General features: G+C 60.2%; 17 protein-coding genes. 7 read left to right on the forward strand and 10 right to left on the reverse strand.

Annotation, left to right across the window (positions count from 1 at the left end):
- The first annotated feature begins 141 nt into the window (after window positions 1–141).
- Entirely contained in the window at window positions 142–669 is a 528-nt protein-coding gene (locus RRF64_RS06315; RefSeq protein WP_323844981.1) for a GNAT family N-acetyltransferase, read from the forward strand.
- A 72-nt stretch (window positions 670–741) separates the two neighbouring features.
- Here RRF64_RS06315 and RRF64_RS06320 read toward each other — a convergent pair whose 3' ends face one another.
- The gene (locus tag RRF64_RS06320; protein WP_323844982.1) at window positions 742–1,494 is read right to left on the reverse strand and encodes an SDR family oxidoreductase; all 753 of its coding nucleotides are present in this window, start codon (window positions 1,492–1,494) and stop codon (window positions 742–744) included.
- A gap of 609 nt (window positions 1,495–2,103) precedes the next feature.
- Between RRF64_RS06320 and RRF64_RS06325 the strand changes: the two genes are divergently transcribed.
- The 3 genes from RRF64_RS06325 to RRF64_RS06335 all read left to right on the forward strand — a co-directional run bounded on the left by RRF64_RS06325 (window position 2,104) and on the right by RRF64_RS06335 (window position 5,476).
- Window positions 2,104–2,964, forward strand: coding sequence for a hypothetical protein (locus tag RRF64_RS06325; RefSeq protein ID WP_323844983.1), 861 nt, complete (start codon window positions 2,104–2,106; stop codon window positions 2,962–2,964).
- 9 nt (window positions 2,965–2,973) lie between these two features.
- The gene (locus RRF64_RS06330; protein WP_323844984.1) at window positions 2,974–4,140 is read left to right on the forward strand and encodes a DUF4785 domain-containing protein; all 1,167 of its coding nucleotides are present in this window, start codon (window positions 2,974–2,976) and stop codon (window positions 4,138–4,140) included.
- A 364-nt stretch (window positions 4,141–4,504) separates the two neighbouring features.
- Window positions 4,505–5,476, forward strand: coding sequence for an MBL fold metallo-hydrolase (locus tag RRF64_RS06335; protein WP_323844985.1), 972 nt, complete (start codon window positions 4,505–4,507; stop codon window positions 5,474–5,476).
- Between the two features lie 53 nt (window positions 5,477–5,529).
- Here RRF64_RS06335 and RRF64_RS06340 read toward each other — a convergent pair whose 3' ends face one another.
- Window positions 5,530–6,198, reverse strand: coding sequence for a DNA-3-methyladenine glycosylase I (locus tag RRF64_RS06340; RefSeq protein ID WP_323844986.1), 669 nt, complete (start codon window positions 6,196–6,198; stop codon window positions 5,530–5,532).
- Window positions 6,199–6,244: 46 nt separating this feature from the next.
- A complete protein-coding gene (locus tag RRF64_RS06345) occupies window positions 6,245–7,132 on the reverse strand; it encodes a dienelactone hydrolase family protein (RefSeq protein WP_323844987.1) in 888 nt (295 codons plus the stop codon).
- A gap of 286 nt (window positions 7,133–7,418) precedes the next feature.
- Between RRF64_RS06345 and RRF64_RS06350 the strand changes: the two genes are divergently transcribed.
- Window positions 7,419–8,876 (forward strand): amidohydrolase, encoded by a 1,458-nt coding sequence (locus tag RRF64_RS06350; protein ID WP_323844988.1) that lies wholly within the window; start codon window positions 7,419–7,421, stop codon window positions 8,874–8,876.
- A gap of 155 nt (window positions 8,877–9,031) precedes the next feature.
- Here the strand turns inward: RRF64_RS06350 and RRF64_RS06355 are convergent, their stop codons facing one another.
- The 4 genes from RRF64_RS06355 to RRF64_RS06370 form a co-directional block, all read right to left on the reverse strand.
- On the reverse strand, window positions 9,032–11,209 hold the full coding sequence (locus tag RRF64_RS06355; protein WP_323844989.1) for a prolyl oligopeptidase family serine peptidase: 2,178 nt from the start codon (window positions 11,207–11,209) through the stop codon (window positions 9,032–9,034).
- 159 nt (window positions 11,210–11,368) lie between these two features.
- On the reverse strand, window positions 11,369–12,007 hold the full coding sequence (gene tmpT / locus RRF64_RS06360) for a thiopurine S-methyltransferase (protein WP_323844990.1): 639 nt from the start codon (window positions 12,005–12,007) through the stop codon (window positions 11,369–11,371).
- 123 nt (window positions 12,008–12,130) lie between these two features.
- The gene (locus RRF64_RS06365; RefSeq protein ID WP_323844991.1) at window positions 12,131–13,000 is read right to left on the reverse strand and encodes a MaoC family dehydratase; all 870 of its coding nucleotides are present in this window, start codon (window positions 12,998–13,000) and stop codon (window positions 12,131–12,133) included.
- Window positions 13,001–13,110: 110 nt separating this feature from the next.
- A complete protein-coding gene (locus RRF64_RS06370; RefSeq protein WP_323844992.1) occupies window positions 13,111–13,950 on the reverse strand; it encodes a metallophosphoesterase in 840 nt (279 codons plus the stop codon).
- Window positions 13,951–14,532: 582 nt separating this feature from the next.
- On the opposite strand from RRF64_RS06370, the gene RRF64_RS06375 reads away from it, so the two are divergent.
- Window positions 14,533–14,910 (forward strand): MFS transporter, encoded by a 378-nt coding sequence (locus RRF64_RS06375; RefSeq protein ID WP_323844993.1) that lies wholly within the window; start codon window positions 14,533–14,535, stop codon window positions 14,908–14,910.
- Window positions 14,911–14,990: 80 nt separating this feature from the next.
- Here RRF64_RS06375 and RRF64_RS06380 read toward each other — a convergent pair whose 3' ends face one another.
- Together RRF64_RS06380 and RRF64_RS06385 are read right to left on the reverse strand one after the other, a co-directional pair.
- Window positions 14,991–17,183, reverse strand: coding sequence for a S9 family peptidase (locus tag RRF64_RS06380; protein ID WP_323844994.1), 2,193 nt, complete (start codon window positions 17,181–17,183; stop codon window positions 14,991–14,993).
- Between the two features lie 236 nt (window positions 17,184–17,419).
- Complete coding sequence (locus RRF64_RS06385) at window positions 17,420–18,796, reverse strand: SLC13 family permease (protein WP_323844995.1); 1,377 nt, start codon at window positions 18,794–18,796, stop codon at window positions 17,420–17,422.
- A gap of 253 nt (window positions 18,797–19,049) precedes the next feature.
- Between RRF64_RS06385 and RRF64_RS06390 the strand changes: the two genes are divergently transcribed.
- Complete coding sequence (locus RRF64_RS06390) at window positions 19,050–20,408, forward strand: Na+/H+ antiporter NhaC family protein (RefSeq protein WP_323844997.1); 1,359 nt, start codon at window positions 19,050–19,052, stop codon at window positions 20,406–20,408.
- Window positions 20,409–20,678: 270 nt separating this feature from the next.
- On the opposite strand, the gene RRF64_RS06395 is transcribed toward RRF64_RS06390, so the two are convergent.
- Window positions 20,679–21,557 (reverse strand): aldo/keto reductase, encoded by an 879-nt coding sequence (locus RRF64_RS06395; protein ID WP_323844998.1) that lies wholly within the window; start codon window positions 21,555–21,557, stop codon window positions 20,679–20,681.
- Window positions 21,558–21,991: the final 434 nt, after the last annotated feature.

The following is a 21,991-nucleotide window of genomic DNA, read 5'->3' on the forward strand; positions in this document are numbered from 1 at the left end:
ACAAGTACTTTAGAGACAGAAATACCGGAGTCAGCGTAAGATTTTGCAACCATGCCTCGGCGGAGCCAACTCCTGCCGGCTCCTCGAACAGTCAGTAGCAGCCTGATAAAGGCAACGGCTGCGCAGAAGCAGTGAATCACAATGACCAGTCTGGATCCGAACAACGGCAAAATCGGGCTCCGCACAGCCACCGGCGCGGACCTGGTGCGCATCCTCGAACTCAATGATGCCGAGGTGCAGAACACCAGTCCGCTGGACCGGCCGCAGCTAGAGCAGTTGCTCGACATGGCCAGTTACAGTCGCGTGGCGACCGTTGAGGATACAGCTGGGGAAAAAGTAGCGGCATTTATCATCGCGCTCCGCGAGGGCCGGCCCTACACGAGCGACAATTACCGCTGGTTTGCCGCGCGCTACCCGCGTTTCCTGTATATCGACCGCATAGTGGTCGATGCCGATTGCGCGGGCCGGGGCATTGGCCGCGCGCTCTACCGGGACCTGTTCCGCTGCGCCCGCGATCAGGGCGTGCACATCGTCGCCTGCGAGTACAACCTCGAACCGCCCAACCCCGCCTCCGCGGCGTTTCACAACCGACTCGGCTTCCGCGAGCAGGGCCGGCAGCGGGTTGCCGGCGGGGCCAAGCTGGTGTCGCTGCAGGTGACAGAACTCTGACCGGCGACGCACCGCCGCCGCTGAATTGCTTGTGCCCTCTCAATGTTCGCGCCGCGGGATATTTAGTCCGATTTACCCGCCACCCATCAGTTCCGCCTCTACCACCTGCTGCGCAAAATCCCGGTAGGCGGCGCCTATCTGTTTGGCGAAGCTGTCCGGGAACAGGTGGAAGTCGCCGGCCTTGAGGGCGGAGACTATGCCCTCCGCCACCAGCACCGGCGATTCGGCAACCTCGGTCGTCCCCGCTGCCTCGCCCATATCCGTGTCGATGGGGCCGGGATGCACGCTCAACACGGCGGTGCCCTGCTCACGCAGCAACTCGCGCAGCGCCTGGGTGATGGAATAGGCTGCCGCCTTGGAAGCCGAGTAGGTGGAAAAATCCTCAAAGCACTTCAGCGAAGCCACGGAATTGAGCTGCACGAAGGCACCGCCGCCATTGCGGGCCAGCAACCCGGCAAATGCCTGCGCCATATAGATGAGGCCGTAAACATTGATTTTCATCTCGTATTTGATGGAGTCTATCGCCTGCGGATCCAGCGGCCGCGACATTTTCAGCACCCCGGCATTGTTAACCACCACCTGTACATCACTCGCTGACTGCGCCGCCTCCCAGATGGATTCCGTATCAACCAGGTCGATATGAACCGGCACCACCTTATCGCCGTATGCCTGCGTCAAAGCGTCGGCCGATGCCGGCGCGCGCACGGCCGCGTAGACTTTTGCGGCGCCTTTGTCGATAAAGGTCTCGACGATCTGCCTGCCAATACCCCGATTGGCCCCCGTTACCAGCGCGACCTTGCCCGTTATGTCGTATCCCTTGCCCATAAGAATAACTCCACGCCTGTTTGCCGTTGACCTGTTTGGAGTTGCCCCGCTCTCAATTGATCCGCTCGCGATCGAAGGGTGCCGCTCCATGGCCAGTCCCATTCATAGCAGAGATTCGCGAGGTATATATGGACAAATGAAAAACTTTTGCCAGCTGACGCAGTGGTAAGGGCCGCCAAGTACCCGCGGTTGCGCCGCCACTTAGAGCGCCAGGGCGGAAAACCCAGTCAGATCGTGATTCACTCCCGCGTTGCGAGTGGGTTCGGACGCACCAGTCAAAACTAATCGGTCGCTTTGCACCGCACCACCGTTTTGGCCATGCCGGATTTTTTATCATTCCTTTATTTGCGCTGCCGCACAAATTTCGGATCAATCTGGTTCCATCGCCATCAGACCGCTGTTCCACAAATAAGGACTCTATAGAATCGAGGGTGAATGCGAAGGATACGCAGCCGGGATGTTTCAATACCGCAATTGGAAAGGCGTCAGACAAATCTGTACCGCAGTGCCTATCCATGGTCGAAAAAAAAATAAGGACAGTCCATTTAAGCACTTCTTCTTATTTCATTTCTATTTCAAAAATAATATTAACAAACAGGTCAACAAGTGATGAAAACGAGAGCATTTACCTTGATTGTGATGCTGCTACTGAGCGCCCCCTTGCCCGCAATGGCCGCCACCGGCGTCGCACTGGTGCACGGTACCGGCCAGCAATCGAACGCCTATAACGACTACTGGACATCGGAGATGGTTGAATCCATTCGCCAGGGATTGCCCGCGAGCAGCAACCTGCTGGTCGTCAACTGCAACTTTGAGAAATACATGTGGGACGACGCTGCCGCCGGCTGCCTGGCGACGCAGCTGTACAACTTCGTGACATCGATGAATATCGACGACCTGGTTGTCATCACCCATTCCAACGGCGGCAATGTCATGCGCTGGATACTGTCCAATCCCACCTGGGACAACCGCTACCCGACCATCATCGACAGTACCCGCTGGGTGAATGTCGTCGCCGCCTCCAGCGCCGGCACGCCACTGGCGGATGCGGTGATGGCGGGCAATGTCTTTGAGGCCTCGGTGGGATGGCTGCTCGGCTACCAGAATGATGCGGTACGCATGCAGCAGACCAGCTGGATGACCTACTACAACGATAACTGGCTGCTGGGCACCTCCGGGCGTCCGTCATTGCCGGTGGGCTTCTGGAATATTGTCGGCACCGACGTGGAGACCGCGGTCTGGGACTCCGACAGCTACTGCGGCGGATATGCCGAAAACCTCGGCCTGGAGATCACCCAGGAGTGGCTGGACGGCTGCTCCGACGGCTTCCTGAACTGCTCGTCACAGAACGCCGCCGGCAGCCTCTGGTTCTATGACCATAACCGCACAAATGGCAGCGAGCCGTTGAGCCACAACCAGAGCCGGCGCAAGTGCTTCAATCTCGACGTCATCCTGAGAAACGACATATAAGGTGAGACCATGAAATCCATAATCCTGAAATTCCTGCTGGTCCTCTGTGCCCTCACCAACTCCGCGCTTGCCCAGGAGATACTCAACAAAAGCCGCGAGCAGATGTACTTCTCCCAGTACGTAGCACCGGACGCCGACCAGCACCTCAAGGACACCGGCAGCAACGAGCAGAGCCGGGTATTCTTCCGCAAAGTCAGCGGTGCCGAACTGAATCGCGGCGCCGAGCTGGTAATCGACGCGGAAAAAGCCGTGATCCAGATATCACCACTCGACCGCAGCGAGAACGGCAGGCGCCTGGTCAATGCCGAGATCCCGCGCGGCATGACGCTGTCCAACGGCATCGAGCGCCGCCGCGTGGACGACGACAGCATCGCGCTGCATCGGAAGTCCCAGGGCCTCAGAGAGAACTTTCCCGACCTTTACGGCCGTGCGCACGTGATGCGGGTTCCGGAGAATATGGGGCGCGGCAAGTTCACACTGCAGGCCAGTGGCAACGCAAAGGCGGATGCCGAATATATCGTCTATGTGCTGGATAAACACAGCGATATCGCCCTGGAAGTCCAGACGCCCGCCAGACGCTTCGCCCGCTCCGGCAATCTGGTGCTGGATGCCAGGCCCCGCGGCAACGCCGCCGTCAGCCTGGAATCCGTCTCGACCACGCTGATCGCCCCCGACGGCAAGCGCTACGCGGTCGCTGGCCAGATGACCACTAACGGCTACAGGGTGAACTGGCCCATCAAAGTCGCCTCCCCTTCCGTGCCCGGCGAACTGTGGCGAGTCGAGGTGCGCTCTACCCTGCGCAATGCGCGCAAGGAACCGATCGAGCGTGTCGCCGTCATTGCTGCGGATATCTTTGCGAAGACGGCCCAGGTCTCGCAGATTGGCAGCAGCGCCCAGGACCTGAAGCTCTCGGTAGACGTGCAGCAGGCGGGGCGCTACGAAGCCCGGGTCCTGGTATTTGGCCGGGACACTGCCGGCGCGTACAAGCCGGTATTGCTGGCCTATCAGGCCGATTGGCTGGACGCCGGCCTGCGCGAAATGCAGATACCGATCGACCAGGCCAGACTCGCGGCATCCGGCCTGCGGGGCCCCTACCAGGTGCGCAATATCCAGTTTCTGGACCAGGGGCGCATGTCTGTGCTGGAATATCTGGACGGGAGCTGGATACTGCAGTAACCCATCAACCGCTGCAGACAGGGTGAATATTTGGTTCTCATTTACAGCAATAACCGCAGCAAATTTTCACCCTTTCCCCTCCCGGGAGCGCAAACTCCTGAAAGATCGCCAAGCGCGGTCACTTCTCATGCGGCTACAGCGTAATTATCGAACGCCATCGACATAACAATAAGGTTTCAAAGCACAGATTATGCCGCTGGCAGATTCCTCTAACTACTGCAATCATGCAGTAAAATAATATAGAACTTCAGATCGACATTCAGGCGCAAAATTCATCAGACATATAACACTGAAATGTTAGTCTTGGCCCCATCGTCGACCATATGCCCATCCACGAATCTGGGCCATTTTTAAGGAAATCATAATGAAACGATGGTTAGCACTAGTCGCAACTCTATGTTTTTCCACAATCGCCAAAGCGGGAAGCGTTGACGATGTAAAAATTACCATTCTTTCGACCATGATTACCGACTATGGCACCAGCGAACATGCCACGCTTGGGGAGTGGGGGTTCTCGGCTTTAGTAGAAGTTGACGGTAGAAAGCTGTTATTCGATACGGGAAGGACAAAAGACGTCGTTTTGAAGAATGCCACAGCACTCGGAATCGACTTATCACAAGTCGAAGATGTCATCCTAAGCCATTTTCACGGCGACCACACTGGCGGCCTGTTAACGCTTCGGCAAAATCTTACCGCAAGTAACCCCCATGCGCTTTCGAGATTGCACGTCAATAAGGGCTTTTTTGGCCAACGACGCCATAAAAATGGAACAGAAGAACTCAATCCAATGATCGCAGAGCGCTCACTATATGAGAAGACAGGTGCAAAGATATTGATCCACGATTCGGCCAGTGAGATCTTCCCGGGAGTATGGATAAGTGGACCGGTTCCGAGAGTAACCAGCGAGAAAAACTGGTCCGGTGACGGCCAGCTAAAGGTAAAGGTGGATAACGAGTGGGTCGCAGATACAGTGCCCGACAGTCTATCTCTATTTATCGAGACCGATAAAGGTACCGTTGTGATTTCCGGTTGTGGTCACGCCGGACTGATCAACATTGCCAGTCACTCTGAGACAGTTACGAAGGACAAAAAACTCAGAGCTGCGATCGGCGGGTTTCACCTCCTGAACTCCGATGATGATCAGCTCAGATGGACCGCAATCGAATTGAAAAAATCCGGAATTGAGCATTTTGTCGGCGCTCACTGTACCGGCATCGAGGCTACGCACACACTCAGAGAGCACTTGGGTCTCCCCAGAAATCAAATGCTCAACGGCTCCGTTGGCACCATCTATTCTCTTTCGGACGGGATTGAACCGACGTGGATCGTCAGGTAATTGCAACAACAGAGCTAGACGGAAATTTTTATATTTCGCAGGGCCGGCGCGCATTAACCAACGGAAAATGCCAGTATCTGGCTGATCTCATTCAAGCTGCGATCCGACTGCCCCTGCCAGATTTGGATCGCCTCCTGCAGCGCGGCCCAGTCCTTCTTCGATGACGGCGTCTTCTGCACTATGCCTTCACGCACCAGGGCCTGAACCGTATCGTTGGAGAACACTAGCGTATCCACACCCATCCGCCGCAGAAACACCTGGGCGGTCTTGCCGCCGAGGCGGTCACCGCCCTTCTGCAGTGATTTCAGGTTATCGGCATAGTTGGTGCTGTTCCAGCTGGCGAAGTAGTTGCCCAGCCCGCCGTGCGCCTCGGACAGCTGCCAGAAGAAGTCCGCGTTTAGCTGGATCGACTTGGTCTTTTTCCAGTGGCTGATCATGCCGTCCTGCCTCAGGATATCCTCCAGCGCCTCGTCCGACAGGTAGCGGCAGAAGGACAGGTCGAAGCCGTGGAAAATCTCCTCGATGCGCGGCCACTTGTTGTCGACCACCTTCCAGTTGAAGCCGGCCTGGAACACCGCCTTGGAGGCCTCGGACAGCCAGCGGTCATCGGCAATCTTCTTGATGGTGCGCGGCGCCTTGGGTTTGGTCAGCCGTTTCTCCAGCTCCGCCTCGCCACCGAAACGCTCGACGACCCTTGCCTCTATTTCCGTAAAGTTGCGCACGGCACTTTTCCTTTTCTGATTCCCAGTCTCAATTGGCAATCGCGTATCAGGCGAGATTCTGCTCGAACAGCGCCAGCAGCCGCTGCCATGCCCGTTCCGCCTGGGCCCGGTTGTAAACTGCGGAGTCCGGCGGGCACCAGCCATGCAGCGTGCCTTCATAGACCTCGATCTCGGCCGGCACGCCGGCGCTGTCAAACGCCTTGCGCAGGACTGTTTTGGCCTCGGGATCGCGCTCGTCGTCGTTCTCCGCAATCGCGACCAGGAAACCGGCATCGATTTTCGGCACCAGCAGGTGGGGGCTGTCCTCCTTGTCGGTCACCAGGCCGCCGCCGTGAAAGGAGGCACCTGCACCTATGCGCTCAGGCATGGCCGCCGCCATGCGGAACGCATAGGAGCCGGTCATGCAGTAACCCATAACACCGATTTGTCGATCGGTGTCCACCGAGGGCTGCTGGTCGAGAAACTTTACGAAGGCGCGCCCGTCTGTAACGGCGGTAGTGGGCGACAGGGTGCCGGCCTGTTCCCGCGCCTTGGGCCAGATCTCCTTGCGCAGCTCCGGGTCGATCACCGCCGCGTCATCGGGAACCAGTTGCCCCTTCATGGTGCGGTAATAGGGATTGACCACCAGCACCGCATAGCCGGACTCGGCGAGGCGCTTGCCCATCTGGCGAAATGCCGGGCGCATGCCGAAGATATCGGGCCACAGGATCACCGCGGGATGGCGCCCTTTGGCCGGGTGCACGAAATAGGCATCGGCCTCCCCGTCGGGCGTTTTGACCGTCACATTCGTTTCCACCAGGTCCTGCGCGCGCGCGGATATCGGCAACATCATCGCCAGCGCCGCGCCGAGGCCCGCCTTGGTGAAATTACGGCGGTTCATACCCTGACTGAGAAAGTAGGCTTCCACGTCTTCGTTGGTCAGTTCATCACACATGGTCCGTGTCTCCTGAGGTGGCTAGTCCCCGGTTTCCTGGGATTATTTTTCGAATTAACCTTTGATGACCGCGATTTCAGCAATTGCGAAAATTGCGAATCTAAACCTGTTCCCGATGCCTTCGTTGGAAGGCCAATCAGCACTCGTTTATATCAAGCGCAGGCCGCGCAAGCCAGAGTTGGCGCAGCCATTGAAACCAGGCCAATGAATCGACAGAGCGCTCCCTAAACTGGTACGGTGTCACCAAACTGCTGTGACCGCAATTATCATAACAACAGGTAATCCCATGATCCGAAGCACTCTCGCCACGCTTGCCATTGCAGGCGCCATCGCCTCAGCCCACGCCTACGACAACCAGTCCCTCGCCGAAGACGCCGCCTGGGTCAGCGCCCAGTCCGACAGCATCAGTGCGCAGGCCACCGGCCTCGCCGACGATCTGTGGCGCTGGGCCGAGATGGGTTACCAGGAAACCCGCAGCAGCGCGGCGCTGCAGGACCACCTGAAAGAGGCGGGTTTCAGTATCGAGACCGGCATCGCGGATATCCCCACGGCCTTCGTCGCCCGTTACCGCCAGGGCCGCGGCGGGCCGGTGATCGGCCTGCTGGCGGAAATGGACGCCCTGCCCGGCGTGGCACAGCAGGCAGTCGCGGAGCAGAGCCCGATCGAGGGACAGGCGGCGGGCCACGCCTGCGGACACCACCTGTTCGGCGCCGGCTCCACCGCTGCGGCGATTGTGCTGAGCCGCTGGCTGAAGGAAACCGGCACGCCCGGCGAGATCCGTCTTTACGGCACGCCGGCCGAGGAAGGCGGCTCCGGCAAGGTGTACATGGTGCGCGCGGGCGCCTTCGAGGGGACCGATGTAGTGCTGCAGTGGCATCCTGACGACCAGAACTCCGCCCTGCCCCGCTCCAGCCTCGCCAACAAGTCGGCCAAGTTCCGCTTCAAGGGCATTGCCAGCCATGCCGCCGCCGCGCCGGAGCGCGGACGCTCGGCGCTGGATGGCGTCGAGGCGATGAACTTTATGGTAAACATGCTGCGCGAGCATGTGCCGGACAGCACCCGCATCCACTATGTGATCACCGATGGCGGCATGGCCCCGAACGTGGTGCCGGCCAACGCCGAGGTCTTTTACTATGTGCGCGATAGTTCGGCAGCCGCGCTGGCGCCTATCTGGGAGCGGGTCGAGGAGATCGCGCGGGCTGCGGCCCAGGGTACCGGCACCAGCGTCGAGTGGGAGGTGATCCACGGCAACCACAGCCTGCTGCCGAACCAGACGCTGAATCGCCTGCTGGACGCGAGCATGCGCCAGTTCGGCGGAGTCGAGTACTCGGCGGAGGAGCAGAAGTTTGCCCGCAGCCTCGACGGACTCGCGCACCGGCCGGAACACCAGCTGGGCGATGAGAAAAAGATCGTCGAATACGATCCTTCCGAGGCGCCCTCGCCCGGCTCCACCGATGTCGGCGACGTGAGCTGGAATGTGCCCACCGGCGGCTTCGGCACCGCCACCTGGGTGCCCGGCACCTCCGCCCACACCTGGCAGGCCGTCGCCGCCGGCGGCACCGGCATCGGCCACAAGGGCATGCTGCTGGCGACGGAGACTCTGGCACTGGCCGGCATCCAGTTGTTGCGCGAGCCGGCACTGGTAGAACAGGCAGACAAGGAGTTCCAGCAGAAACGCGGTGAGGATTTCGAATACGCGCCGCTGCTCGGCGACCGCAAGCCGCCGCTGGATTATCGCCGGTAACCGGATCGGGGGGACATTCCGCTACTGTTCCAGGCCATTGATGTGTTGTGCCTCAATGGCCCGTATGTCGCCCCGGCCTCACGAAGTTGCCTCAAAAGCGAGTGCATGCAAAAAAGCCCGGATAATCCGGGCTTTTTTGTTGCTGGCAACGCGGGTCAAAGCGACAGGCTCTGCACCCCCATGTTGTAGAGCGTAAAGCTGAAGATATCCGCATACTGCTCGATACTCTTGGACACCGGCGTACCGGCGCCGTGACCGGCCTTGGTTTCGATACGGATCAGCGTCGGTGCCCTGCCCGCCTGCTTGGCCTGCAGCTCCGCGGCAAACTTGAAGGAGTGCGCCGGTACTACCCTGTCGTCGTGATCGGCGGTGGTCACCAGGGTCGCCGGATAAGCCACGCCCGCTTGCACATTGTGCACCGGCGAATAGCCTTTCAGATAATCGAACATCTCCTTGCTGTCTTCCGCGGTGCCGTAGTCGTAGGCCCAGCCGGCACCGGCGGTGAAGGTGTGGTAGCGCAGCATATCCATCACGCCGACGGCGGGCAGCGCGACCTTGAACAGGTCCGGCCGCTGGGTCATCACCGCGCCTACCAGCAGGCCGCCGTTGGAGCCACCGCGCACCGCCAGATAGTCGCTGGAGGTGTACTTGTTGTCGATCAGGTAGTCGGCCGCGGCGATAAAGTCATCAAACACATTCTGCTTCTGCAGCTTGGTACCGGCGTCGTGCCAGCGCTTGCCGTACTCGCCGCCACCGCGCAGATTCGGCACCGCATAGATGCCGCCCAACTCCAGCCACACCGCATTGGGGATACTGAAAGAGGGGGTCAGGCTGATATTGAAACCGCCGTAGCCGTAGAGAATGGTCGGGTTCTTGCCGTTCAGCTCGATGCCCTTCTTGTAGGTGACCATCATCGGCACGCGGGTGCCGTCCTTGGATTTATAGAAGACCTGCTTCGACTCGTAGCGGTCGCTGTCGAAGTCGGCACCGGACTCGTGGTAGACATCCGACTCGCCGCTATCCACATCGAAAGAGAAAATGGTGGAGGGCGTCTTATAGTTGTTAAAGGAGTAGTAAAGTACGTCCTCTTCCCGCTTGCCGCCGATGGCGCTGGCGCTGCCCGGACCCGGCAGTTCGATCTCGCGCACGCGCTTGCCGCTGTAATCGTACTGGTAGATTTTGGACAGGGCATCCACCATGTACTCGGCAAAGAAATAGCCACCGCCGGTGGAGGCGGTCATGACGTTTTCCGTTTCCGGAATCAGATCAACCCAGTTTTCCGGTGTCGGTGCCGCCGCATCCACGGTGACCACTTTCTTGTTCGGCGCATTGCGGTTGGTCACCAGGTACAGCTTGCTGCCTTTGTTATCGATGACATCGGTATCCGAGTCGAAGTCTTCCACAACGGGCACCAGCGGCGCATCCTCTTTGGCGAGATCCCGGATGAACAGGTCGTTGCCGGAAGTGGACTTGGCTCCGGCGACCACCAGGAAGCGGTCATCCTCGGTCACGTAGCCCTGCACGTAGCGGCGCTTCTCCTCCGGCGTGCCGCCGAACATCAGTTCGTCCGCGGACTGCGGCTGGCCCAGTTTGTGGTAGTAGAGCTTGTGCTGGTCGGTCTTGGCCGATAGCTCGCTGCCCTCGGGCTTGTCGTAGCTGGAGTAATAGAAGCCTTCATTGCCTTGCCAGGAAATGCCGGAGAACTTCACATCCACCAGCGGCGCTTCCAGCACCTCTTTGGTTTCCACGTCGATCACGATGATCTTGCGCCAGTCACTGCCGCCCTCGGAGATCGAGTAGGCGGCGATAGCACCATTTTTGGAGAAGGCCAACGCGGCCAGGGAGGTGGTGCCGTCCTCACTGAACTGATTGGGATCCAGGAAGATTTCCGGCTCGCCGTCGCCCTTCTTGCGCCAGACCACATACTGATCCTGCAGCCCGTCATTGCGGTAGTAGTAGGTGTATTCCCCCTCGGTGAACGGCTTGCCGACCTTTTCATAGTTCCAGCGCGCCTGCAGGCGCTCCTTCAGCTGGTCGCGGTACGGTATGCCATCGAGGTAGTCGAAGGTGACCTTGTTCTGGGCCTTGACCCAGGCCCCGGTCTCGTCGCTGCGGTCGTCCTCCAGCCAGCGATAGGGGTCGGCGACCTGATCGCCGAAATAAGTATCGACCACATCTCCCTCCCGGGTCTCCGGATAGACGAAGCTCAGGGCCTGCGCAGCGGCTGCGGGCTTGGCGATGGACTCGGCAGCCGTCGCATTGTCACTGCCCGGATTTTCACCGGAACAGGCCGTCAGAATGCCCACTGCGGCCAGGGGAATAAATTTTTTCATGGATATATCTCTGAATTCTTCTTATTGAGTAGCACGATAAAAGCGATCTACTGAGCAATGCAATCGCCTTGGCGGTGGCGCTAGCAAAACGTGTATTGGCGAAAATATCAAGCCCTGCCAGACCAATGCCTGTGCAGACCCCGGCACAGCAATATCGCCTCAGGCTTTCTGCAGCAGCCAGGCATTCTCCGTAGCCGCGCATTTGCCCTTCAGTCCGCCCGGTACCTGCTGGCTCTCGGCGAGCGTCAACTGATAGTGGCCGCCGTAGTGCCGTTCGACCTCGGCGCCGCTGATCGAGAAAGGCGGTCCCGCCTGTAAGCTCTGGTCGTACTCGAAGGTAATCAGCAGTTGCGGGGCCGAGCTGGTGATCTGCATCAGGTGCGCGGTATAGCGAGTGCGCATTGCTTCCGGCAGTGCCACCAGGGCCGCCCGATCGTAGATTGCGTCGACCCGCCCCAGCATATCGCGGGACAGTTCGAAAATATCACCCACGAAAATATCGATAGCTTCCGCGCTGTAGTGCAGCGCCTTATCCGATTGCGATATTTTCGGCGCCACGCCCAGCTCTTCGAAAAGCTGCTCAATCGCCAGCCGGCTCAATTCCGCCCCCACAACGCGATAGCCGCTGGCGAGTAACCAGCCGATATCCAGCGTCTTGCCGCACAGCGGCAGAAAGACACGGCTATTCTGCTTGGGACACACGGCATTGAAATATTTAACCAGCAGCGCGTTGGCCGCGCCGGCGTGGAAACCGATATCATTTTCTGCCCATTTCCGGTGCCAGAAATCTGCATCCATAGTCAGTCCTCGAGCGAATTACTTCCGCAGGAAATCTACAGTGAACGGGTTTGAAATTCACCTATTGACTGGCGTCGCGCAGCTTAAAAAAGGACGGGAGATGGAGCCGCAGCGGCGCCACGCCTATAGCAACTCGACCAGCCCGGTCAGGTGCGGCTTCTTGCCTGCAGCGTCCTTAACGCAGAAATCAATATCGCCATTCCGGGCACGGTACTGGAATTGCACATCGGCGGGCAACAATACCGGCAATTTGAAGGCTACGCTGACTTTAAAGGGTCCGTCGGGCAGCAGGCGTTCCAGCTCCGCCAGGCAGTGTGCCTTGGTCCACATACCGTGGGCGATGGCGCGGGGGAAGCCGAACATCCTGGCGGTGAGCGCATACAGGTGGATCGGGTTGCTGTCGCCGGAGACACGGGCGTAGCGGCGGCCGGTATCGGCGGGAACATGCCAGTCGGCCACCGAATCCGGGGCAAACTCCTCCGCCTTCTTGCCACCGCCGGCCTTTTTTCGTGCCCTGCTGCCCTTGCCGCGCCGCAACATGGTGGTCACGCATTCCCAGACCGGCGTTTCACCGGCGGACACGCGCGTATGCAGATCGAATTCCAGGCCCTTGGCGGCCGGGCGCGGCCCCGTCAGGGTGCAGTCGATATCGAGCCGCTCGTCACGGCCGATGGCGCGGTACTGGGTGATGGCATTGCGCACGTGCACCAGCCCCAGCACCGGCAGTGGGAAGCTATCTGAAACCAGCAGCTCCATATGCAGAGGCACCGCCAGCACAAACGGGTATGTGGCCGGCAGACTGTCACCGGCAGGAAAGCCGCACACCGCGCGATAGGCATCCAGCGATTTCGCATCCACGCGCCTGCCTTTCAGCACCGCCCTGCCCAGCTCGCCCTCTTCGGCCGGCAGCTGACCGGACTTTCTCGCGGTGAGTGCGCGCAGATAGTACGACAGGGTGGAGGGTACCGATTTCAGTTCGATGGTTTTCGACATGCTTTACCTTGAAACGCAGGGGCGCGCTACTGCTCGCTATAGAGACAAATCGCCCGCTTCAAATCGATCGAGGCGGATTCTCGCAGAAAGATGTTGCTATTTGTACTCTGCTATCGCCGCTTCGCACTCGCTTGGGCCTGGGCATTGATACAGATAATACTCAGCACTTCCCCCGGCTCTTCCCGATAGGTGTCCAGAAAATGGCATCTACCCACTTGTGTGGCCGTGGGCACATAGGTGTGTCCCATATACACCGCATCGATTCCGGACACCTGAAATGGCCGCAGCTGCTCCGGCGCGCCCCGCACCACCCACTCTTGACCCTGTGGCCGGGACTGCAGCTGCTCGGCAATCTCCAGCTGCCTCGCCTCCCGCTCCAGAAAATCGCGATAGAGCCTGGTAACGAGTGTTCTGTCCCACAGCAGTGGTTTTGCCGCCCGGTCGAGCAGAGGTTCGGCCAGCGATGCACCGGCCTTCCAGCCCGCTTCGGCGCCCTGCAAATACTCAACCACCGCATGCCAGCTGCTGTCCGGCACATTGCCGTGGACCAGGCCGGCACATTTTTGCCCGACATCGATTTCCATCGCCCAGGGCCAGGTGCGCACCTGATCGACTATCCGCCTTTGCCGGTCCTCGGGGAGTTCGTAGAACCAGTCGCCGCCGTTCATTTGATGGAGCAGGGCCTCGCCCCTTTCTTCAAATCCGGCAATCATCATCGCCTCGTGGTTGCCGAGAATACTGAAATAGGTCCGCTGGTCGATCATGGCGAGCACGCCCTCGCTGTCGGGGCCGCGATCGACCACGTCGCCGAGAAAGAACAGGCGGTCGACATAGGGATCGAAGCGGATATCGCCAAGCTGCCGGCGCAGCTGCGACAGGTGGCCGTGCACATCGCCCACCACATAGTCCCTGCCGTTTAGATTTCTGCCAACCCTGCGCAGAATGGTCATCGGGGCTCCTCGGCAATCCTTAGTCTCCCTCAAGGTAGCCTAGCTTGCCGCCAGGCCCCTTATCTCAGACGCACCTCGAGGTCATCTTGGAGATCGACAGGGCCCGGTCCACTATCACCGACAGTGCACCGAATGCTGCGAAGTCGGTGATCGCGCCAAGGATCTGCGCCATCGATGAGGCGCCATGGCAGAAAGTGCCTGGCCGACCGCGCCGCCTCGAAGCGCTGCAGACGAAGCGGTTACTCTGGGCGCCCCTTGAGCCGCCTCTCGACCCGCCTCTCGAGCCGCCATCCAGAGTTGATTCATGGACAAGAATATCAAGCCCATCCTGCCCGTCCTGATCAGCGCCTGTCTGCTGCTGTTGATGTCCTTCGGCTATCGCGCCGGCTTCGGCCTGTTCCTGGCGCCCATGTCCGCAGCCAATGGCTGGGGGCGGGACGTCTTCTCTGGCGCTGGTAGTCCAGAACCTGGCCCGGGGGCTGTTTGCGGTGGTCGCCGGCGGCCTGGCGGACCGGCACGGCATCCTGAAGGTGCTGCTCGGTGGCGTGGTGTGTTACGGGCTGGGTATGTGGCTGATGGCCGATGCACCAGCTGCTGTCGGCCATTTATCTGGGGCGGGTGTTCGCCATCGCCGGCTTTCTGCTGCTGCCCGTCTCACTCGCCAGCGTGCTGGTATTCAGTGCGTTGATGGGATTCCTGTGGCTGGCGACGGTGCCGCCCACGTCCGGCCTGGTGGCGCGCTTCTTCGGCACCCGCTATATGACCTTCCTGTACGGTATCGTCTTCCTGAGCCACCAGCTCGGCAGCTTCAGCGGCGTGTGGCTGGGCGGCTACCTGTACGAGACGTTCGGCAGCTACGACGGTATCTGGTATGCCGGCATACTGCTGGGCCTGCTCGCCGCAGCGCTGCACTGGCCGATTGCCGACCGGGATCACTCGGCACAGCTGCAGGCGGCCTGATACGGGCAGGACTTTTTACAGACCTGCGACGGGGACAGAGAACCGGTGCCGGCGGCACCGGTTCTCCTGCGCAGAGGGATTTACTCCACCGCACCCGCCATTTGCCCCTTGTCCAGCAGGTCCAGGTAGAAGGCGTACTGCAGCGCGATTTCCTTGTACCTGCGGTAACGCCCGGAGGCGCCGCCGTGGCCGGCATCCATGTTGATGTCGAAAATCAGCCGGTTGTTGTCCGTCTTGAGCTCGCGCAATTTCGCCACCCATTTCATCGGCTCGAAATACTGCACCTGGGAGTCGTGCAGGCCGGTGGTCACCAGCATGTTCGGGTAATCCTGGGCCTTGACCTGGTCGTAGGGGGAATAGGACAGCATGTATTCATAGCTGTCCCTGTTGTTGGGATTGCCCCACTCGTCGTACTCGTTGACCGTCAGCGGAATCGATTCGTCGAGCATGGTGGTGACCACGTCCACAAAGGGAACCATGGCGGTGACACCGCGATAGAGGTCCGGCGCCATATTGACCACGGCCCCCATCAAGAGTCCGCCCGCACTGCCGCCCGCGGCGAACACCTTGTCCGCGGCCCCGTACTTCTGCCCGGTCAGGCCTTTGGTTACGTCGATAAAGTCGGTAAATGTGTGGATCTTGTTGAACATTTTGCCGTCTTCATACCAGTCCCGCCCCAGTTTCTGGCCGCCGCGGATATGGGCAATGGCGAACACGAAGCCCCTGTCGAGCAGGGATATCACTTCCGGGCGGAACCAGGGGTCGACGGTGTAGCCATAGGAACCGTAGCCGACCTGAAATAGCGGATTACTGCCATCCTTGGTAAAGCGATCCTTGCGGTACACCAGTGACACCGGGACTTCGGCACCATCGCGGGCGGTGATGGTGACGCCCTCACTCCGGTAGTGCGCCGCATCGAAGCCGCCCGGCACCTTGTCCCGCTTCAGCAGCTGCAGATCGCCGCTTTTCAGCTCGGCATCGTAGATGGTTTTTGGCGTGGTCAGGCTCGAATAACTGACCCGCACGCGGTCGGCACCGGGGCTGGGATTTTCGTCGAGGTCGAGCTGATAAATGGGGTCATTGAAGCCGACCTTGAAATCGTCACCGTTTTCCAGCCCGATGATTCGCAGCGCGGTCTGCCCCTTCGCGCGCTCGACAATCGCCAGGTGGCGGTCGAAAGTGGTGAAGTCTTCCAGCAGCACATCTTCCCGGTGGGCGATGACTTCGCGCCATTTGGATTTGTCGCCGGCATCGCTTGCCGCAACCTTCATCAGGCGGAAGTTTTCAGCCTCCCAGTTGGTCAGGATATAGAAGTCGCCATGCAACTTGCGCGCGAAATACTCGTGCTTTTCTTCCAAAGGATGCAGGGGCTGGAATTCGCCTTCCGGCGCATCGGCATCCAGTACGGAAACCCCCTTGACCAGCGTCGAGTAGTGATGGATGTAAACCAGTTCACCATCCCTGGACTTGGAGATCCGGGTGTAAAACGCGGTATCGTCCTCCTCATAGACGAGAACATCCTCACTCTGCGGCGTGCCCAGCTTGTGACGCATTACCTGGTAGCCGAGCAGGGTCTGCGGGTCTTTGTTGATGTAGAACACCGTCTGGTTGTCGTTGGCCCAGACCAGCTGCGGCTCCGCATTCTCCAGGCGATCCTGCAGCAACTTGCCGGTCTTCAGGTCCTTGAAGCGGATACCGTAGATGCGGCGGCCGACGCTGTCCTCTGCATAGGCCAGCAGCCGATCGTTGGGAGAGACCACCGGCTCACCGACATGAAAGTAGTCGTTGCCCTCGGCGAGCGCGTTGACATCGAGCAGAACTTCCTCCGCTGCCTCCAGGTCACCTTTCCTGCGCGCGTATACGGGGTATTCCAGGCCGGGCACATAGCGGCTGTAATACCAGTAATTGCGCACCTTGACCGGAACGGTCGATTTATCCTGTTCCAACCGCCCGGTAATTTCCTGAAAGAGCGTATCCTGCAGCGCTTCGGTGTGCTTCATCACCGAATCGGCATAGGCATTTTCGTCCTCGAGGTGGCCGATGATTTCCGGATCTTTGCGCAGGTCATCGCGCATCCAGTAATAGTTATCGATGCGCTCGTGGCCGTGGATAGACATCTTGTGGGGAACTTTCTTGGCGACCGGTGGGGATGGCTCCACACGCATTGCGCTGGAGAGCTCGACGGTTGCGGTATTTTCGGTATTAGCAGAATCCGGCTTGCCACAAGCGGTTAATGCCAATACAGACATCAGGGCGATGACAGCAGCTTTCATAAGTCCTCCGAGGACAATTATTGTTGTGGTACTGCGCTGGGAGTAATCCTAAATCAGTTTGTTCAGCCGTTCACGAAAAGGCTTATTACAGCCGATTGCAAATGTTTTGTGTCCTGCGACAGTCACCCTGGTCGCGCCTGGCGCTCAATTCCTCGGCACTGGCCGACTCTCCTGCCCCGAATTCAACACAGACGGCACGCTCGGTCGCCCCCGCGCCCGAACCTGCACGCTCGTCGCTATACGAGCAGCAGCCAGCTCATCGCCGCAATGATCAGTGAGGCCAGCACGCTCAGCACCGCGCCCTCCCGCACCATGTCCTGCATCCGCACCTTGCCGGTGCCGTAGGCAATCGCATTGGGCGCCGTGGCCACCGGCAGCATAAAGGCGCAGCTGGCACACATGGCCGCGGGAATCATCAGCACCATCGGATCGAAACCGGCGGATTCGGCCGCCACCGCGAGGATCGGCATCAGCAGGGTCGCGGTGGCGGTATTGCTGGTGATTTCCGTCAGGAAGGTGACCGCCAGGCACAGCAGCACCAGCATCAGCCACAGCGGCATGGCGGTGAGGAAGGACAGGCCATTGCCCAGCATGTCGCTCAGGCCGGATGCGGCAAACCCCTTGGCGATGGCGATACCGCCGGCAAACAGCAGCAGCATGCCCCAGGGAATGCTTTCTGCCGACTGCCAGTCCAGCAAGCGACCGCCCTTGCCGTTCGGTACCAGGAACATCAGTACCACGGCGCCGAGGGCGACGGTGCTGTCACCGGCACCGTCGATACCGAGCCAGCCGCTCCAGCCGCCGAAGGGCTCGTTGCGGGTGATCCACGCCAGGATCGCGATGCCGAAGACCGCCAGCGTCCGCACCTCCTCCGTGCGCCAGTGGCCCACTGTCGGCGGTTCTATGGCTTTGTCGAGGCGGATATCGCGCGTCAGCCACAGGGCCATAATCGGCAAGGTAACCAGCACCACCGGCACGCCGATTTCCAGCCAGCCGAGGAAGCTGAACTCGCGCCCGGTGACCTCCTCGTAGATGCCCATAAAAATCACGTTGGGCGGCGTACCGATGGGACTGCCGACCCCGCCGAGGCTTGCCGCATAGGCGATACCGAGAATCAGGGCGATGGTCAGGCGCTGGTTGTGCACGCGCGACAGTATCGCCAGCGCAATCGGCAGCATCATCAGCGTGGTGGCCGTGTTCGAGATCCACATACTGAGCAGCCCCGCCGCCAGCATAAAGCCCAGCACCAGGCGGCGGCCGCTGGAGAGACCGACCAGCTTCAGCATATACAGCGCCAGCCGCTCGTGGGCGCCGCTCTTCTCCAGCGCCTTCGACAGCATAAAGGCACCCATCAGCAGCAGGATCACATGGCTGCCCAGCGACGATGCCACCAGCTTGTGATCGGCCACACCGGCGAGCGGCAGCAATACGAAGGGCACCAGCGAAGTCGCCGGTATCGGCAGTGCCTCGGTGACCCACCAGATCACCGTCAGCAGGGTGATTGCGGCCGTTACCGCCGCCGGGGGCGGCATTTCCGCGGCGAGCAGAACTGCATAGAAAATTGCGGCCAGCAATGGGCCGAGAACGACAAAATGCTGCCGCGTTACTGCCATGATTTTTCCCCGAGACTGCAGCTGCGCCGGTAACGGCGCTATTATTTTTCAGGACCTGTCAGCGGCAAATTGGAACATATTTCCGCGGTGACTCACCAGTGCGCCCAGCTTGGCAGCTGCGCGCGGCGCCGAGGCCTTAGAACCGAAGCGCGCGGCCGCGAAGCAAAGAGTTATTGGTCGCCGGTGGGCCAGTCTCTATAATCCGCCGCTTTCCATCGCGCAACCTCCGCCCAAGTCATTCGAAGCTGTAATCATGACCAAAGCCTCCCCTCTCGCATTATTGCCACTGGCCCTGTTCCTGGCCCTGTTTGTCGGCAGCGGTCTCTGGTACCAGGCGCAGGGGGTCGAAATGGCCTTTTACCGGATCTCCGCGCCCGTCGCGATTCTGCCGGCAATCGCACTGGCGATACTGCTGGCCCGGGGCTCGCTGCACAGCCGCATCGAAACCTTTGTCCGCGGTGTCGGCGACCACACCATCGTCACCATGGTGCTTATCTACCTGCTGGCCGGGGGCTTCGCCAGCGTGGCCAACGCCATAGGCGGTGTGGAGGCGACGGTGAACTTTGGCTTGAGTATTGTCCCGCCGGCCCTGGTACTGCCGGGGCTATTCGTCATTACCGCGTTCGTCGCCACCGCCATGGGCACCTCCATGGGCACCGTCGCCGCCATAGCGCCGATTGCCGTCGGCATCGCCGAGGTAACGGAGCTGCCGCTGCTGCTGAGCGTGGGCGCCGTGGTCGGCGGGGCCATGTTCGGCGACAACCTGTCGATCATCTCCGACACCACCATCGCCGCCACGCGCACCCAGGGCGTGGAGATGCGGGACAAGTTCCGCATGAATTTCCGCATCGCGCTGCCGGCGGCGCTGCTGACGCTGGTGTGGCTGTACTTTCAGGGTACTGGCCTGGGGAGTTCCGCCCCTGTGGCCGTGCCCGGGGATTACGAGCTGGTGCGCGTGCTGCCCTATATCGCGGTGCTGCTGCTGGCGGCATTGGGCGTGAATGTGCTGCTGGTACTGTTTGCGGGCATACTGCTGGCCGGTGTCATCGGCCTGGGCCTGCAGCCGGATTACAGCCTGGCGCAGCTGTCGCAGGATATCTACGCCGGCTACACCAATATGCAGGAGATTCTGATTCTGTCCCTGCTGATCGGCGGGCTGGGGGCGATGATGAAGGAGCGGGGCGGGCTGGCATGGCTGGCTCAGGCGATCGATCGCATCAGCCGCAGCGGTGGCAGGGCGGAATCCAGTCCCCGCACCGGCGAGCTGGGAATCAGCGCCGCGGTGGCCGCGACCAATGTCTGCGTGGCCAACAACACGGTGGCGATTCTGCTGAATGGCGAGCTGGCGAAAGACATGGCCGCGCGCTACGGGGTCGATCCGCGCCGCAGCGCCAGCCTGCTGGATATCTTTTCCTGCGCGGTGCAGGGACTGCTGCCCTACGGCGCCCAGGTGCTGCTGGCGTCGTCGCTGGCCAAGGTTTCGCCGCTGGCACTGGTCGGCAATATTTACTACTGCTGGCTGCTGGGCGCGGCCGCCCTGGTTGCTATCTTTTTGGGCCTGCCCCGGACAGCAGATCACACTGCCGCTTCACCGGTTACGGACGCAGTCTAGTGGTCCAAGCGGTAAATTCAGTAACCGATCTCTTCGCCACAGGCCCCGGTGCGGCGTTGAAAAAGCTTGAATTAGCCCTGCTAGTCCTGCGCTTTTTCGCCTTGCCCCGGAGCCTGTGGCTGTGAGCTTTAGTTACCGAATTTACCGCTTGAACCACTAGGGCGGGAACCCTGCCGCACTGTTGACCTCCCACCCAGCCCTCCATCTTCGCAGAGGGAAAAAAATCCTGGATCGCCTGCGAGCGGAGCTGGAGCTCCGTGGTCCCGGGGGTCAGTCCGGCACCCGCACTTTTTTGTTTTCTTCGTGGGCAGTATCGGGATCGGCGCCGAAGCGGTGGTTGCGGTTGAGGCTGTCGATCGCCTGGATCTCCTCTTCGCTTAGCGTGAAGTCGTCGAGCAGGAAATTGTTCCTGATATGGTCCAGGCTCTCCGCCTTCGGAATGACAATTCGGTGCTGCTGAATATTCCACTTCAGGATAATCTGGCCCGCGGTGCGGCCGTGCTTTTCGGCCAGCGCGACAATCACCGGATCCACAACCGGCTTTTCACTGGTCGGCACGCCGCTCCAGCTGCCGGAGCCCAGCGGCGACCAGCTGGCAACGGCCATCTTGTGGAACTGGCAGTAGTCCACCAGGTCCTTTTGCGTGAAGTAGGGGTGCAATTCAATCTGGTTGCAAGTGGGCCGGATACGCGCGAAGGTGGCGATCTGTTCGATATCGGACTTGCGGAAATTGGACAATCCCAGCGCCCGCACTTTCTTCTCGTCGTACAGCTGTTCCATCGCCTCCCAGGTTTCTCGGGTGTAGGCCGGCAGCGGCCAGTGGATCAGGTAGAGATCCAGGTAAGCCAGCTGCAGCCTTTCCAGGCTGCGCTCGAAGGCGGCCGTCGTTTCCCTCCCCTGCTCTGTGTCCCACACCTTGCTGGTAATGAACAGCTCCTGTCGCGGAAGGCCGGCGTCCCGGATGGCGCGGCCGAGCGCGCGCTCATTGCCGTAGACGGAGGCGGTGTCGAAGTGCCGATAGCCGATGGACATCCCCTTGAGGATGGTGTCCGTGACGTAGCTGTCGTCCTGCTGCCATTCGCCGATAGCGGCGGTGCCGAAACCCAACTGCGGAATTTCGACGCCATTGTTCAGCGTCAGTGTGGCCATTGCTTATCCCGTCTCCGTGAACTGGATTGAACCGGGCGCCGGGGTCACCCGCCCGCGCCCGCCCTGCTTAACGAAAATCAGTGTAGGGCAACGCTCGGCGCAAGGGTAGAAACAGGATCGCACTGGCGCCATTGAAAAAGCAGTTGTGAGTGGCCGGGGTCCGCCAATAGGGAATAGCATCCGGGGCGGCACCAGCCTTTCAACAGACTGCACGGTGACGCCTATTTCCACGCAAATCCGGCACCCGCAACTGACTTCCACACGTGCACATTATTTACATGTGCCTTGGGCCAGATAGCGGCTTTCGCGGCACTGCACCTGATGAATTAATTTTTCATACCCAATGGTGGCTTTTACCCTGCTCAGCCCTGCGGTCAATTTACCCCGTATCCGTGTATGCCGACCGCCATAAGGCATCCTCGCAGCCAGTAGCC

This window comes from Microbulbifer magnicolonia, assembly GCF_035117725.1.
GTDB classification, from domain to species: domain Bacteria; phylum Pseudomonadota; class Gammaproteobacteria; order Pseudomonadales; family Cellvibrionaceae; genus Microbulbifer; species Microbulbifer magnicolonia.